The sequence below is a fragment of the Paenibacillus sp. fava2 genome, assembly GCF_058313675.1.
The window spans coordinates 1,342,737-1,357,670 of the sequence record NZ_CM177755.1; the positions used below are offsets into that span (position 1 = coordinate 1,342,737).

17 protein-coding genes are annotated in these 14,934 nt (G+C 50.2%); 9 read left to right on the plus strand and 8 right to left on the minus strand.

The window, feature by feature from the left end; all coding sequences use genetic code 11:
* Positions 1-74: 74 nt before the first annotated feature.
* The 3 genes from AC4G46_RS05875 to AC4G46_RS05885 form a co-directional block, all read right to left on the minus strand.
* Positions 75-383: a hypothetical protein gene (locus AC4G46_RS05875; protein WP_491127105.1), complete on the minus strand. Its 309-nt coding sequence runs from the start codon at positions 381-383 to the stop codon at positions 75-77.
* On the minus strand, positions 380-1,039 hold the full coding sequence (locus tag AC4G46_RS05880) for a hypothetical protein (protein ID WP_491127106.1): 660 nt from the start codon (positions 1,037-1,039) through the stop codon (positions 380-382). The genes AC4G46_RS05875 and AC4G46_RS05880 overlap by 4 nt, the downstream gene beginning before the upstream one ends.
* 139 nt (positions 1,040-1,178) lie before the next feature.
* Positions 1,179-1,601: a MarR family transcriptional regulator gene (locus AC4G46_RS05885; RefSeq protein ID WP_491127107.1), complete on the minus strand. Its 423-nt coding sequence runs from the start codon at positions 1,599-1,601 to the stop codon at positions 1,179-1,181.
* A gap of 155 nt (positions 1,602-1,756) precedes the next feature.
* Between AC4G46_RS05885 and AC4G46_RS05890 the strand changes: the two genes are divergently transcribed.
* Positions 1,757-2,605 (plus strand): helix-turn-helix domain-containing protein, encoded by an 849-nt coding sequence (locus tag AC4G46_RS05890; RefSeq protein WP_491128803.1) that lies wholly within the window; start codon positions 1,757-1,759, stop codon positions 2,603-2,605.
* 6 nt (positions 2,606-2,611) lie between these two features.
* Here AC4G46_RS05890 and AC4G46_RS05895 read toward each other — a convergent pair whose 3' ends face one another.
* From AC4G46_RS05895 to AC4G46_RS05915, 5 genes are all read right to left on the minus strand, one after another.
* Complete coding sequence (locus tag AC4G46_RS05895) at positions 2,612-3,586, minus strand: hypothetical protein (protein WP_491127108.1); 975 nt, start codon at positions 3,584-3,586, stop codon at positions 2,612-2,614.
* A gap of 33 nt (positions 3,587-3,619) precedes the next feature.
* Positions 3,620-4,612, minus strand: a complete 993-nt coding sequence (locus tag AC4G46_RS05900) for a hypothetical protein (protein ID WP_491127109.1) — start codon at positions 4,610-4,612, stop codon at positions 3,620-3,622.
* Positions 4,612-5,517, minus strand: coding sequence for a helix-turn-helix transcriptional regulator (locus tag AC4G46_RS05905; RefSeq protein WP_491127110.1), 906 nt, complete (start codon positions 5,515-5,517; stop codon positions 4,612-4,614). Before AC4G46_RS05905 ends, AC4G46_RS05900 begins: the two co-directional genes overlap by 1 nt.
* A 167-nt stretch (positions 5,518-5,684) precedes the next feature.
* The gene (locus tag AC4G46_RS05910; RefSeq protein WP_342564624.1) at positions 5,685-5,867 is read right to left on the minus strand and encodes a hypothetical protein; all 183 of its coding nucleotides are present in this window, start codon (positions 5,865-5,867) and stop codon (positions 5,685-5,687) included.
* A gap of 221 nt (positions 5,868-6,088) precedes the next feature.
* The gene (locus AC4G46_RS05915) at positions 6,089-8,152 is read right to left on the minus strand and encodes a methyl-accepting chemotaxis protein (RefSeq protein WP_491127111.1); all 2,064 of its coding nucleotides are present in this window, start codon (positions 8,150-8,152) and stop codon (positions 6,089-6,091) included.
* Between the two features lie 282 nt (positions 8,153-8,434).
* Here AC4G46_RS05915 and AC4G46_RS05920 point away from each other — a divergent pair, with 282 nt between their 5' ends.
* From AC4G46_RS05920 to AC4G46_RS05955, 8 genes are all read left to right on the plus strand, one after another.
* The gene (locus AC4G46_RS05920; RefSeq protein ID WP_491127112.1) at positions 8,435-9,277 is read left to right on the plus strand and encodes a methyl-accepting chemotaxis protein; all 843 of its coding nucleotides are present in this window, start codon (positions 8,435-8,437) and stop codon (positions 9,275-9,277) included.
* Positions 9,278-9,286: 9 nt separating this feature from the next.
* A complete protein-coding gene (locus AC4G46_RS05925; protein ID WP_491127113.1) occupies positions 9,287-9,838 on the plus strand; it encodes a hypothetical protein in 552 nt (183 codons plus the stop codon).
* A 47-nt stretch (positions 9,839-9,885) separates the two neighbouring features.
* Positions 9,886-10,503 (plus strand): hypothetical protein, encoded by a 618-nt coding sequence (locus AC4G46_RS05930; RefSeq protein WP_491127114.1) that lies wholly within the window; start codon positions 9,886-9,888, stop codon positions 10,501-10,503.
* Positions 10,504-10,666: 163 nt separating this feature from the next.
* Positions 10,667-11,749, plus strand: coding sequence for a LolA family protein (locus AC4G46_RS05935; protein ID WP_491127115.1), 1,083 nt, complete (start codon positions 10,667-10,669; stop codon positions 11,747-11,749).
* A gap of 228 nt (positions 11,750-11,977) precedes the next feature.
* Positions 11,978-13,159 (plus strand): alanine racemase, encoded by a 1,182-nt coding sequence (gene alr / locus AC4G46_RS05940; RefSeq protein WP_491127116.1) that lies wholly within the window; start codon positions 11,978-11,980, stop codon positions 13,157-13,159.
* A 211-nt stretch (positions 13,160-13,370) separates the two neighbouring features.
* Positions 13,371-13,652: a CopG family ribbon-helix-helix protein gene (locus AC4G46_RS05945; RefSeq protein WP_039878289.1), complete on the plus strand. Its 282-nt coding sequence runs from the start codon at positions 13,371-13,373 to the stop codon at positions 13,650-13,652.
* Between the two features lie 3 nt (positions 13,653-13,655).
* Positions 13,656-14,006, plus strand: coding sequence for a type II toxin-antitoxin system PemK/MazF family toxin (locus AC4G46_RS05950; protein ID WP_039870351.1), 351 nt, complete (start codon positions 13,656-13,658; stop codon positions 14,004-14,006).
* A 205-nt stretch (positions 14,007-14,211) separates the two neighbouring features.
* The gene (locus tag AC4G46_RS05955; RefSeq protein WP_491127117.1) at positions 14,212-14,766 is read left to right on the plus strand and encodes a TetR/AcrR family transcriptional regulator; all 555 of its coding nucleotides are present in this window, start codon (positions 14,212-14,214) and stop codon (positions 14,764-14,766) included.
* The last annotated feature ends 168 nt before the right edge of the window (positions 14,767-14,934 follow it).

The following is a 14,934-nucleotide window of genomic DNA, read 5'->3' on the forward strand; positions in this document are numbered from 1 at the left end:
CCGGAGGCTTGGAACTGGCAGAGAGAAGCCCGCCATGGTGCGGGCTCTTTCTGCTGCCTTGGGGCAGGTATAACTCAGGATTTGATATAGTGCAGACAGCGCCGGAGAAAACGTCTGGTATATACGAATGAAGCATACAGCAGCAGAGCCAGTACGAGCCCTAACGGAAAACTGAGGATACGCGGCAGATCATACCCGGGATAAAGGGTGAGCGAGACGCCCTTCCAGCCGAATAACCCTAGAAAAGCTGCTATTAGCGCGAGGATTGAACAAACGGCGCTGCCGGCCGTCCATACACCGAGGATCGGAAGCATAAACAGGCTGACAACGATTTTGCCGGCAAGGGACGCAGCATTTTTACGGAATACAGTGGCGTTATTCATTCTGAGGTTCCTCCTGGACTGTTAAGTTTTACGATCGTTTTTACCGTGGAAGCTTTATCGATATGCAGGCTTTCCGTATAGCAGACCTCCTGAATCCGGCAGCCCGGCCCAATGGTAATCCGGTTGCCGCAGACCCTTTCAGCTGTCGTATGCTCAAGCTGAAGTGAATCCCCCTCCAGCAAGCGGCAGTTCAAGCGGTGAAAAGGTTTGGTAAAAAAGGAGAGGCCCGGCAAAGTGCTGCTTACAGTCAAGGAACCCTCCGTTTTAAGCTGATTTATTCTGCTGCTGGCGCTCAGGCGGATGATAACGGACTCTGAGGCGGTAAGCCGGCCAAGCTGTACGGCTCCTTTTGCCAGAAAGGTTACTGTGGTGATATCTTCCGCCGCCGACAGGTATCCGCTGGACCGGACATGCTCTGCCTCAAGACTGTGCATCCTCAGGCTTCCGAAGCTGTCGACCTGTGCCGCCTGACAATGCCCGGCAATCCGGCATTCTCCCGACACCTTAAACCGGCCTGCAGTCACTGTTCCTGACGCTTTGAACTGGCCGAATACCTCAACCGAGGAAGCAGTCAAATCTTCGCGCCGGCTGAGAGCGCCTCTTACCTTAAAAGGAGGCATATCTGGTGCGGCCGATTGGGTGGATGGACTAAGCATGCAGTGATCACCTTCGTCTGATTTTATTTTAATAATTAAAATATATATTTATTATAATATATAGTCAATAAAATAAATTCCTTCTCTTTGAAGCAAAAAAAAACACCGCCTCATTAACAGAGTCAGTGCTGTAAGGAGCTTATTGGCCGGTAATTTCATTCATCAGGCTGCTGATCTGGTGCAGAGTATCTGTAAACTTGTGCAGCTCGGCGATTTCAAACCTGTCAAACAGCTGCAGAATCCGCCGGGTTCCTTCCCCGGTAATTTCGATGTTGACCACCCTGCGGTCCTCATTCGTGCGGACCCGCTGAATCAGGCCGGCCTCTTCCAGCTTGTCACACATGGAGGAAGCGGCACCCGGTGTAACAACGAATCTTTCTGCGATTTCCGTTATCTTCAGGCTTCCGGCAAGCTGCAGCTGAAACAGCAGCATGAGCTGATTCTGGCTCAGGGTTTCATTCTTGTTGATGCGTTCAATAAATACCTGTGATTTCTGCTGGACAGCAGCCATTGTATCCATAAGGCTAAGGATAGCCTGTGACTTTTGTTGATCCGTGCTCATTGGCAGACACGCTCCATAACTATTTTAGTTCTTAAAATATATAGTGATTATAACTTTATTGCCTGGAAGCAGCAAGAAATGTCCTGCGGTGAAAACCGTGTCTTATTATAATTGGCTTAACTGCTGCAGTAAGGATGTGGAGCCTGTTGGATTATATGGAATGTCTGCAAAGAACAATTGATTACATTGAGGAAAGGCTGAAAGAACCGCTTACTATTGAAGAATGCGCACAGTATGCCGGCTTCTCCAAGTTTCATTTTCACCGGCTGTTTGGCATTCATCTCGATGTCACTCTGATGGAGTATGTCCGCAGAAGACGGCTGGGGCATGCGATGCTGGAGGTTATGCAGGGAAAAAGAATACTGGATATTGCACTCGATTACGGCTACAGCTCGGAGCGGGCGTTCAGCAGAGCTTTCCAGCAGGAGTTCAGCCAGTTGCCCAGCAGCTGCAGGAATGCAGGTTATATTTTGCCGCCAAAGCCGGTATTGGGACAGCAGATTAACCAATTTCACGGAGGTGTAATGATGGAGTATTTAAGTGAGATAACTGTGTGCAGCCTGGAGTCTATGAGTGTGGTCAGCGGAGTAAAGATCAGCCGTAATCCGGAGGAGGAAGTGATCGCTATGGTTACGGAGTGGGCCCGGGAAACCGGGATGGATGCCGGAGCAAGGCAATTCGGGTTTGATGTGCCCGTTACTGACGGGGAGCAGGAAAAGGGGCTGCGCGGCTATGAATATTGGATAGCGGTGGATCAGCAGCCCGAATCGCTGGACTCCGGGCTAAGTTACAAGCATGTGGAAGGCTGCAAATATGCTGTGCTGCGGATTACCGAGCCGTTCGCTGATCCTTTTGAGCGGATCCCGCTGGGCTGGAAGAAGCTGGCTGCCTGGGTAAACAGCAAAGGTTACCAGACTTCTTGTAGCCATGAGCGTTTCTGGCTTGAAGAAAAGCTTGAGCAGGGCAATTCAATTTTTATGGATTTGTACTTTCCGATCGAATAACAGCTGTCAGCGCAGCCCGACATCATCGAAGCGGTTGGCAATCGGCTCATGCAGCAGCGTCCGGATCGAACGGATAGCTGCTGTTTCCGCTGCCCGGGCAGCGTGAAATAAGTCAATGAAGGTGCTGCCGGGTTCAGAGAGAGCGCCAGGTATGCTGTTCATCTCGGAAGAAGCCAGCATTTTTTCATACAAAACCGCCAATTCAGCATAGTACCGGGCTACCTCTTGTGAAGCAGCCCAGTAGCCTGCAGCAAACCGTGTATATTGTGCGGCATCACGTTTGGCTGCGGCATAGACAGAGATGGTTTCATAGGCGCCTGCAGCATCATAATTACCGGATTGCAGCGCGTTAAGAATAGCGTCGTAAGCGGCAAGCCCGCAGGCATAGTCTGCTTCGGGTAACATAACATCAGGAGTTTCCGCCCGGAATACAGCCTGCATATAGGACTCCTTAATGACCTGGAGTACTTCGGTTTCAAGGAGATTTTCGTAGACCTGGTAATAACAATAGGGCGATTGGTTCAGACCCAGTCCGGCAAAAGACAGCTCCTGTACCCCGGCCGAACGGCCGTCCAGATAGTAGAACAGCTGCTTTGTTTCGTGGTATCCGTTCACAATAACAAATCTGTCCTTCCACAGGACGGCAGCGGTGCCGCGGTCGATGGAGCTTTTGATGTCCCGGACAGCCTGACGCTGATAGAGGGGAAAGGTCGGTGTGAAATGGAACCCGCCCCACTGTGAAGCAGTAACGCCGATCAGGTCGCAGGCCACCAGATGCTCTGCCATCCAGTTGTAGGCGGTGGCTGAATCGGCATGAAGCTGCCTGTGGACGGAGAAGCGGAAGCACGCCCCGGTCATTCCGGCGAGCATCGGCTTGGGCAGGCTAAACCAGCCCTTGGCCGCAAGTACACCGTATAAAGCATCTGTAAAAGAAAGGGACTCCGCTCTGAACTGAACGGAGGGAAGCATAATTGCGCTCATAGATCATCCTGCTTTCTGGAGGGGAGTTGTTTGTTACCTGGCGGTGTGGGCACCCCACCGGGGAACAAGCGAACGCTTGCGGTCAGGATAGCGTCCGGAGATCAGGCGGACGAGCACCATGGCCCTCTCTTCCAGTGCTTCAGCCTGACTGAATACATCGCATAAAGAAGCCATCAGGCCTTCCGGCAGCTTTTGTCCTTTGGAAAGAGCAGGCAGTACAGCGGTAACTGCCGGGCCAATGATCAGTGTCAGCTCCCGGTAGAGACGGTGAACCTCGTCAAGGCCCGGAAGCCGGCAATGGACCTCCTGCAGATAATCCCTGATTTCTGTGCGTGAATAGAGGTAGGAAGCTAATAGATAGCCGGCTCCATCGGCATCGTAATCGTCCTGCCCCAGTGCATTAATTACATACCGGTAGGCCAGTCGGCCGGAGGCAATCTCCCGGTCGGGGAGCGTTTTGTACGGGGTGTCCCAGTTATACAGTGCGAGCCGCAGTGATTCCAGTACAGCATCTGTCAGCGGAATGCTCACCTGATCCCCAAAAATCCGGCAATACCAGAAGGAGGTGAAGTTGATCCCGAAATTGTCGTACAGCAGTACTTGCGTGCCTGCGGAGCTGCCGTCCTGCAGATAAAATATTTCAGCTTCATCGTCATAGCCGTGTATAACGCCGAATTCCGGTATCCAATATACGGCACCGATGCCGGAATTAATGCTCTGCCTGACCCAGTTGACGGCATCCTGCTGATAGCTCCCGAAGGAGCTGTGCCTTGAGCGCCCGGCATCATGTACGGTATGAAGCCCCAGATTATCGATGCCGGGGTTGTGCTCGATGCCCCACTGGCCGTAGGCGGTAACCGAATGGTGGAGCAGCCTCCGGTGAGCAGCGAACTTGAAAGCCATGCCGCTGAGTCCGGACAGCATAAACTTGGGCCCGTCAAAGCGGCCGGCTGCAGTCAGAATGGCGTAGGCTGCATCTGTAAAGGATTTCGACTCCCGGCGCATCTCAATATGATCCAGTATCATTAATGTGGTTCCTCCGGGTTCAGTAAATGGAGTACAGTCCGGCATCTGGCAGTTACTTTATCCTGCAGCCATGTGGGGCCGGTAAGCTCCAGCCAGTCTGTCATCAGCAGATGGCGGATAAACAGCTCTGTGTCCAGAAAATCTACCTCGCAGAGATCCCCGCTGCATAATCGCGCCGGGAAGCCGTGCCAGTGTCCGTCCGGCGGGGGAGCTGACAGCCGGAGCCGGGCAGTGAACGGCTTCAGCCTGCGTCCGGTCGCCGGCCGGGAGCCCGGGTCAGGCCCGTCTGCAAAATGCTGCCCGGTCAGCTGCAGCTGAAGAATGGAGGACAGCAGATAGTACCTGGGCTGCCCCGCCTGCTGATCCGCCGGTCTGGCGATAAGATGGTCGGCATCGTAGTGATTCTCGAGCCTGAGGGGACAGAGCTCAAGCTCGCCGTCTGTACCGTCATAGATCAGCTTCACAGTGATCCGGCTCCGGATGGCATGATCCAGCAGCTCAAACATCTGCAGGCTGCGGGGATTGACTGCAAAAAGCGGCAGCCGTGCCTCACGCTCCAATTCCTGCTGTCCGGTCAGGCGGCCCAGCAAATGGCCGATCCGCCGTATCTCCGGCCCGTTCTCGTAATTATACTGGCTGTAACGGTAAGCCAGATATTTGAGGATTTGCTTCTCCTGATCAGTCATATACAGATAAGGCAGCATGAAGCTGTCATCCTCATAGCAATAGCCGCGTTCCCTGGCTACATACTGCAGCGGTGCACACAAGGAGGAACCCATATATTCAATATCCCGCTGAGCCTGACGCTTGGAAATTTCAAATTGCTCTGCGAGCGATCTGCTGTTCGGATAGCGGCCGGCTCTCACCTGCTGGTCAAACCATTGGATGCGGTGCGTATGGCTCAAGGAAAAGTCTCCTTTTTATAGTAAATATATAGTAGAAAAAGATAGTGTCGCAGTTTTCATCTATGCTTCAGTATAGGCAGCCTCCGGTTATGTGACAAATCCGGATAGGAGATAAGGCCGGCTGCCCCAGAATAGTGTCTGGAAATAGCCGGCCATTACGCAGCAGCTTAGATGGCGTCCACTTTAACCTGCGGCGCCTTGCTGCACCGTTTGCATACTTTAACGCCAGTGCCGTCGCTTTTCACTTTCGGATAGAGCAGCTTGATGCGAGTGCTTGTACAGATCGGGCATGTCCCGCGGCCCCGTGTAGGAAGGGACCAAAGCACACGTCCGCGTTTTGTTTTGGGCATAGGTCTGCGTACCTCATTTCGCTGGTTTGATTGTTACATCCGGAGTATATAACAGGTGGTACGACATAAAATGTCGTATCGGCAAGAGGGTGAGGAAAAATAAATGATATTTGCTGCAGGCCAAGCCAATATCGTGGAAACGTAGAAGAAACCCGAGGTCTGATAATGACCCGGGTTTCTTTTTGGTATGTCTAATATGAAAACGTATGAGAATGGTACACTTACTCGACGCGGAATTTAGAGGCTGATTCTGCCAGATTTTTAGTGAGCTGGTCAATGGTTTCTACCATCTCAGCCAGTTGTTCAATGGTGGAGGATTGTTCCACCATGGTAGCGGTAACTTCCTCCACCGAAGCAGAAACTTCTTCACCGGTAGCCGAGAGGCTTTGAGCTGAATCGAGCACGTCGTCCTTGTCTTTTTGCATATGAGCAATTTCATCGGCCATCGTTTTAATTTGATCCGTGATGTCTGTGATTTTGTCCAGAATGGTTTGGAATGCCTTCTGGGTCTGTGCAACGAGCTCATCCTGCTTGGCGGAGATATTATTGATTTCTGCTACGCTATCATTATTTTCTGCGACATAGTCAAGATTCTGTTGAATGATGTCATAGATTTCATTCGATTGCTTCGTGCTCTGTTCAGCGAGCTTCCGGATCTCGGAGGCTACTACAGCAAAACCTCTTCCGTGTTCCCCGGCTCTTGCGGCTTCGATCGATGCGTTCAGTGCAAGCAGGTTCGTTTGAGCGGCGATTTGATTGATTGCTCCTGTTATATTGCTGATGCTGCTGGAGCTTTCCTGGAGTTTTACTGTGATCGCCGAGATTTTCTGGACCTCTTGTTCATTCTTATCACTGATCTGAATTAAACCATCAACGACCTGATTGCTGGTATGGAAGACCTCAATGATTTCCTCAGCTCTTTGTCTGACGGATTGAGCGTTATCGTTTATCGTAGCAAATTTCTCGCTGAATCCATAGAACTTACCGACTATGTGCTCGGTATCATTGGACTGCAGTTCCATCGCCTGGGCAATACTCGTGGAGGTTACCGAGGTTTCATTAATGGAGCGGGCGGTCTGTTTAGAAGTCTGCTCCAGTTCATTGGTGCTTGTGTTGAGCACTGAAATAGAGTTATTCATATTGGTGATTAGCTCTTTATTTTGCCGGACCATGATATTGAAGCTGTCAGCCAAATCCTTGAACTCACTTGTATAGCGGCCATCGGCACCGATGGTTAAATCTCCGTTTGCCAATGTTTTGAACAGCGCGGTCAGCTTGATAACAGGTTTGGTTATAGAACGCGACAGCAGCATACCGAAACCAATGGCGACAAGCAGGGCGATAACCGTTACAATGAAGATTTTCATCAATATATCCTGAATCGGACGTTTAATATCGGCGTAGGAATCGATAACGGAAATAGTAAGGTCGGCCATTGGGATCTTATTCATTCTCAGATACTCCGTGCTCAATTCAGTGGATTGCCTTTCTATCTCATCCGTTGCCTTAATTACCAGTACATTATCCATCCCGGGAGTACCGGCAAGACTCTGTCCGATCCGTGTAGGGTCGGTAGAGTTATACAGGATAATTCCGCTCCGGCTTAAAATCTCTATTTTACCTTGACCGTTAATTTTTATGTTGCCGAGTTTATCCGTGAAGAAGCTGCTGTCTACAGTCATCGCCAGGATGCCGACAACGTTTCCTTCCAAATCTTTGATCGGCTGGGAGAATACAAGTAATAACTTGTTGCTGCTTTTAGATACAATGGCATCGCTGACAAAGGGTTGTCCTTTCAAGGCTTCCGTGAAATACTCACGGTCTGCCCGGGAAGCCCCTATGTTGTCTTTGTTTGTTGCTGCAAGGATAGTCCCTTTAGGGTCCACGACGAGCAAGGAATCACTGGCGCTTCCGCCGTTCAGGCTTTCCTGAAGAATAGTATTTGCTTTGTCAAAGTAGGGGTTTTCTGAAGAAAAAAACGCTTCATCAGACAGGGTTCCTTGTGCCCTAAGATTCAATAGCTGTTTGAAGGTATTATGCACTGATACTGAATACGATACTTGCTCCTGCAGCTGTATTGAAGTCCACAGCCCTTCAGCAATGCGGTCCACGTTTGCGTTAATTTCATCTTTGCTCTTCCGGAGCAGCAGATCCGAGGAGAAGAAGTATACCGTTACCGATGTGGCCAAGAGGACTAAGGCAACCAACAAGCTTAATAAGACAGGAAGCTTCACCCTCAAAGAGATATTACTTATTGAATTAGATATTTTTTTTACTTTCCCCATCGTATTCATTCTCCTTTAGTTTCTTGAGTACCCTGCAGACAGACTCGTCTATATCTATCGGCTGTGCAAAGATGAATGTTGACTGAGAAATATTAGCTATTATGCCTCCGCTTCCTAATCAGAGCAGTAGCTGGTTCTTACAATCTGGTTGTATCAAGTATTTGTGCAAGCAATAGGATATAAAAATAAAAAATCTGAAGTCTTTGTGTGCATATGTAACATAGAGATTTATTGTCCCATGTTATAATGGGCAAAAAATGCTATTGCGGGGGCTGAGAAGCTTTGATTAACCAAAATGAGACAAATCATGAGCAGTTGCTGGAATCTTTGAAAATATCACTGCCGTTAGTACAGCGCTTATTTCCTATTGATGTCATGTTCGCCCTGGCAGATATGGAGAAGTTTATCTACTATCTTCCGGGAACAGAGCTGGATATCCGCATTCAGGAGGGCATGCCCGTCCCGCCGAGAGGAGGAATACGGGCAGCGCTGGAGACAGGCGAGATGGTAAGTGCCGATATTTCCAAAGAAATCTACGGCTGGCCCTTTAAGTCAACCTCAATACCGATCCGGGACGGAGAAGGGGCAATTAGCGGTGTGTTTACGATTGGTATCAGTCTCAGCAATCAGGAGACGTTAAGCGATGCAGCAAGCGTCCTGTCCGTCACCTCCGAAGAGATCAGCTCGACCTCGGAAGAAATTGCGGGCACCGCTTCTGATCTGGCGAACATCGTAAGTGATTTGAAGGGGCTCGGCCAGACAGTGGTCGAAGAGCTCCATAAGACCGATGAGATTCTCGATTTTATTAAAAAAGTGGCCGATAACTCCAACCTGCTCGGTCTTAACGCGGCCATTGAAGCGGCGCATGCCGCCGAGCACGGCCGGGGCTTCGGTATTGTGGCGCAGGAGATCAGGAAAATGTCTGTTTCCAGTGCCTCATCCGCCAAAGAGATCACCGGCATTCTGGAAAGAATCAAGAAGAATATTCATCAGATGGATGCAACGCTGCTGGAATGTCTGGCCCAGAGTGAGCGTCAGGCTGCGGCAACCGAAGAAATTACAGCCTCCATGCAGCAGCTGGCTGCCTCCGCAGCAGAGATTGAAAAGATTGCCCGGCTGATATAAGGAGCTGCTATGAAAAAAATATTAAGTCTTCTAATTGTGCTGATGGTAGTCGTTGTTCCGCTCAGCTATATCCCCGCCGCTGCTGCTGCGGCCGTGAACCCGGATACTGGAACGGAGCAACCCTTCGAGATGCTGGAACCGATCCTTTTCCCTGTTGCTTCCCACAGCTATTATTATTTAGGAACAGCGAACGGACTTCTGTACTTCAGAGCGCCAATCACGGGTAATAATCCGCGTAATGCCAAGGGGCAGCTGCTTCAGCAGTATATCGTAACCATTAATGCGAAGACGAATAAAGTTCAGTGGAAACTTCCGGTCTATGGAGGCTTTAAACTGGGCAACCATGCCTTTTTTGACGAAGCGGGAAATCTCTACAGTGTAATTGGAGCAGGACTGAAACAATTCTCTAATGATACGTTCGTGTATTCGGTAAGCCCCAAGGGGACGATACAATGGCAGACCTTATATCCCAAAAGAATAAGTATACATAATATGGTGAATAACAAATTAATTGTGTACGGCGACTCTATGATCTCAGCAGTGAACCTGAAGGCACCATAGCCTGGACTAAAAGCTTCACAAGCAAGGGAATGCAGCCAGCCAATTTTATGAGAGGAATTGCCGAGAATGAAGTATTGACGCTCAAATACAATACCAAGGGCCAATCGGTATCCTTTGACGTCCACGACTGGAATCTTAAGAAAAAATCCAGCTTTCCGTTAAATGCAACCAGCACAGTAGAGCAAGCACTCAAGCTTAACAATGAAACCTATGTTCTCAACATAAAGATATCTCAGAGTACGTCGCAACTGGTCGCTGTAGGCGCAAACGGGAAAGAAAAATGGACCAAGAAGATTGATCCGACAACGGCCAAAGTCTACATCGCGGACGGCAAGCTTCTGTTCGCCAATAATTCAGGGTTCTATGTACTGAGCGGCAGCGGTGAGCAGCTGATGCATATTCCCCTTTCGCCTATACCTGTTAATGGAATAACCTACAGATTGCGGATCGATGACAAGTACATCTCTATTTCGCCCGATAACGGCATGAATCTAAAAACTGCGCTGACCGTGCTGGACCGCAAAAGCTACAAAACGCTGTATTCATTCGCATGTCCGTTCGATGGCGGAGAACAGCCTGACGTTTTTTTCGATGACTTTATCATGGTAAACGGCAAATTTTACATGATCTATAGCAGTGTTTATCAGCTCATTCCGCTGAAATAAAATCAGACCCGAAAGCCCGTGCACCTGCATGGGCTTTTTGGCGCGTCCGCCAGCCTCCGCGAATATCCTTCCGGCTTGTCATGCCCGTCTGCATAATGCAGGCAAGTCCCTCATAGACATGTACTAATCAATGCTTTTCAAAACAGGTTAAGGGGATGATGTCATGCGCCGGATAACATGGGTACTCGCGATCATTATGAGCGTGGCCCTGGTGCTCGCGGGTTGCGGGAAGAAGGACGCCGCTTCCGTGGTGAAGGATTTGAATGCTGTGTCTGACAAGCTGGAGAGCAAGCAGGGAGCCTATCAGGGGTCGGGCACGATGACTCTCTATACCGGCGAGCAGCCGCAGGAGTATAAGGTGGAGGTATGGTACAAGAACCCTTCGTATTACCGGATCAGCCTCTCCAATGTGCAGAAGGATGTAACGCAGATCGTGCTGCGTAACGATGAAGGAGTATTCGTGCTCACCCCAAGCCTCGGTAAAAGCTTCCGCTTCCAGAGCGACTGGCCGGACAATCAGGGTCAGGTGTATCTGTACCAGACACTGCTGCGCGGCATTACTGCCGACAACAACCGCCAGCTGACTGAGGAAGGCGACAACTACGTATTCGAGGTGGCGGCGAACTACCAGAGCAGCGCACTCGTACGGCAGAAGATCTGGTTGGCCAAAAAAACCTACGAGCCCAAGCAGGTGCAGGTCTCCGATTCCGAAGCCAAGGTCGTGGTGGACGTGAAGTTCGACAGCTTCAAGTTTGATCCGGAATTTACCAAGGATTCTTTTGATATGCAAAGGAATATGGCAACCGGCACCCCTTCCCAAAGCACGGTGGCCGAGGTTGACGAAAACGGCAATCCGGTAGCGGCGCCGGCCGGGGAAGAAAACGCAGAGCAGGTAACAGCTGAGCCGGGAGATTTCGGGGTCATTGAGCCGGAATACATACCGGCAGGTGTAACCTTCAAGGACTACCACAAAATCGAAGGAAATAAAGACCATGCGGTGCTCATCCGTTATGAAGGGGATTACCAGTATACGATTATGGAAGCCCGTCCGCTGGACCGTGCGGTATCGCTGGCTCCGGCAACGCTGGTCGATCTCGGATTCACTGCAGGAGCGCTTACCGGCGATGAGCAGCAGACGCTCACTTGGATGAATGACGGCGTGGAATTCCGGATTACAAGCGCGAATCTGCCGCTTGACGAAATGATGCAGATTGCCGCTTCTATGCAGGCACAATCGGGTAAGTAATATTCAGTAGGCGGATACAGTGCATTGTGGGAGCCAATCCTCTACAAGCCGTATCCGCTTTTTTTTGTACTATGGATTGATGATGACGGGACCTCTGAACAATCAGCAAAAAGATAGCCATGCTCACATTGACAGCATCCTTCGCTAAGATTACCATTGGCAGTAAGACTACAAACGCTGCGGTTATCCGTGACGGTGTTTTACTACAATTAAGAAGGTGACCTTGAAGTGCAAGCAAGCTATCGACCTACAGTTGCCGAGATAAATCTGGATGATCTGCGTGCCAATTACGAAGCTTTCCGGGCGGCTCTGCCGGCGGAAACGAAATTTATGGGATGCGTCAAAGGAAATGCGTATGGCCACGGGGCAGTGGAAGTATCGCGGGAGCTTGAACGGCTTGGAGCGGACTATGTTAGTGTGGCTTTTTTGGATGAGGCATTGGAGCTGCGTCAGGCGGGAATACTACTTCCTATCCTGGTGCTGGGCTATACCTCACCGGAAGGCATAGCCGTTGCCTGGGAGAACAAGGTGACCGTAACATTATTCACGCCGGAGGTACTGGAGGCGGTAAGACAGCTTCCTGTAGATCCGGAGCACCGGCTGAAGGTACACATCAAGATTGACAGCGGGATGGGAAGGCTGGGGCTTCTGCCGGCCGATGCGCCCGCTTTCATCGAAGAAGTGCACCGGACAGCGCAGGCGGAGCTGGAGGGCATGTTTACTCATTTTGCCAAAGCAGACGAAGAAGACAAAAGCTATACACTGATGCAGCACCGGCGGTTCATGAGCGTGGCGGAAACGCTTCGGGACAAGGAAATACAGATCCCGATCATACATACGGGCAATAGCGCTACGGCCATTGATACACCTTTCCTATCCAGTAACATGGTGCGTGTAGGCATAAGCTTGTACGGATTTTATCCCTCAACAGAGGTAAACCACGAGCGCGTGGCTTTACACCCGGTAATGACGCTGAAGACACAGGCGGTATATATCAAGACATTGCCGCCAGGCTATGGCATCAGCTACGGCACCCGCTACTTCACGGACAGCGATGAGGTTATTGCAACGCTTCCGGTGGGGTACGCAGACGGATATTCCCGCATGCTGACAGGCAAGGCGGAGGTGCTAATACGCGGACGCCGCGCTCCGGTCGTCGGAACAATCTGCATGGACCAGTGTATGGTAACGCTCAAATCTTTCGCTGGAGAAGCGGAACAAATCCAAGCTGGCGAAGAGGTTGTACTCATCGGCCGCCAGGGCAACGCCTCGATTACGGCGGATGAACTGGCGCTCCATTTAGGCACAATTCACTACGAAGTCATCTGTATGCTGGCTCACCGTGTACCGCGCGTATATATACGTGAAGGTGCTGCCCCCAATCTGGTGAATCCACTGCTGAAGTCCTAATTTAGTGACAGTTTAGCTTATACAGGAAAAGAATACAAAGGATAATCGTATAGGCGAGTGTGACATATAGTCTATACGTACCGCCATTTCTAGTTTATAATGGGATGCAGCATACTTGATATACTATCTGCATATATTCCTTGTATAAAATTCCTTGTATATTGTAACACTGGAACACAAGGGCAGAAGGCTTGTGGGGGTGGAAGAGAAGTTGGCCAATTTGCAGAACACCAAAAGAATTATGATCAGTTTGCCCGATCATCTTTTGCAGGAAGTGGATGGGATAGCCCAATTGGAGAACTCTAACCGGAGTGAATTGATCAGGCAGGCCATGAAGCTGTATCTAACGGAACGCAGAAAGCGTACAATCCGGGAATCGATGCAGCGGGGATACATGGAGATGGCCAAGATCAATTTGACGATGGCAAGCGAGGCATTTCTCGCGGAGGAAGATGCAGACAGTACTCTTGGCCGCTTAGTAAGCGGGGTGTAGATATTGATCGTTAAACGCGGCGACGTTTTTTTTGCCGACCTTTCGCCGGTTGTAGGTTCTGAACAAGGCGGAGTAAGGCCGGTACTGGTCATACAGAACGATATTGGCAACCGTTTCAGCCCGACGGTTATTGTGGCGGCTATCACCGCCCAGATCCAGAAGGCCAAGCTGCCGACGCATGTGGAGATTGATGCGGCTGCTCACGGCTTTGACCGGGATTCCGTTATTTTGCTGGAGCAGGTTCGGACGATTGACAAACAACGCTTAACCGATAAGATCACCCATCTTGACGATGATACCATGAAAAAGGTGGATGATTCGCTGCAAATCAGTCTGGGCCTGATCGATTTCTAGACCGGGACAGGAACCAATATTCGCGTGAACAAGGAAGACGTATTGCTTAGGCAGTACGTCTTTTTAGTATATACGGCAGGTATTCCGACAACCATTTTTGAAGTCATCATAACTCATGTGCTATAATTAGACCGGTTGGTCGGTTTAAAAGGGGGTTACGGGTATAAAAGGACGCTCGGATGGAGAAGAAACGAAGAAACGCATTGTGCAGCAGGCAGCCAGCCTGTTCGTGCAAAAGGGGTATGCGGCGGTTACGATGAATGAAGTCTGCATAGCTGCAAAAGTCAGCAAAGGCAGCCTGTATCATCATTTTCCGAGTAAGGATGAGCTGTTTCTGTCCATCGTCGAAGAGGATACAGAGCAGTGGCTTGCGGAATGGGATGTTATCCGGGGCAGAATCACAGGAATTGAGGAGCGTTTTTATGCGCTTGGAGAACATTACGCGGGTGATTTTCAGAATCCGCTGATTTGTGGTCTTGAGGAATACGCAAGATCCCGTATCCATTCAGAGGAGATTTACCAGCGGCTGTCACAGCTGTATGAATCCGGGGCTACGGCCTGCCGCATGCTGCTGCAGGAGGGAATGGACTCCGGGTATCTGGTCAACGGCAACCTGGATCATTATGTGGTGATTGTCTGCGGTATGCTGGAGGGAATCGGCAGAGTCAGAGAAATTACAGCGCCCTCGGAGGGGCCGGCGGATGTAATGAAATATTACCGGGACGGCATACGCCTGCTGCTGCAGGGGATGCGGGCCTGAATGTGAAATGGAAGCTCTTAACGCTGAACTTGGCGGATTAGCGGACAGTTTGCATAAGCTTTTCCATACCATTAATTAGACCGGATGGTCGGTCTTATAGCAGTTATGAATTTTTATATATATACCGAATGGGATGTGCAGGATAAGCGGAAATTAAACAGAAGCTGC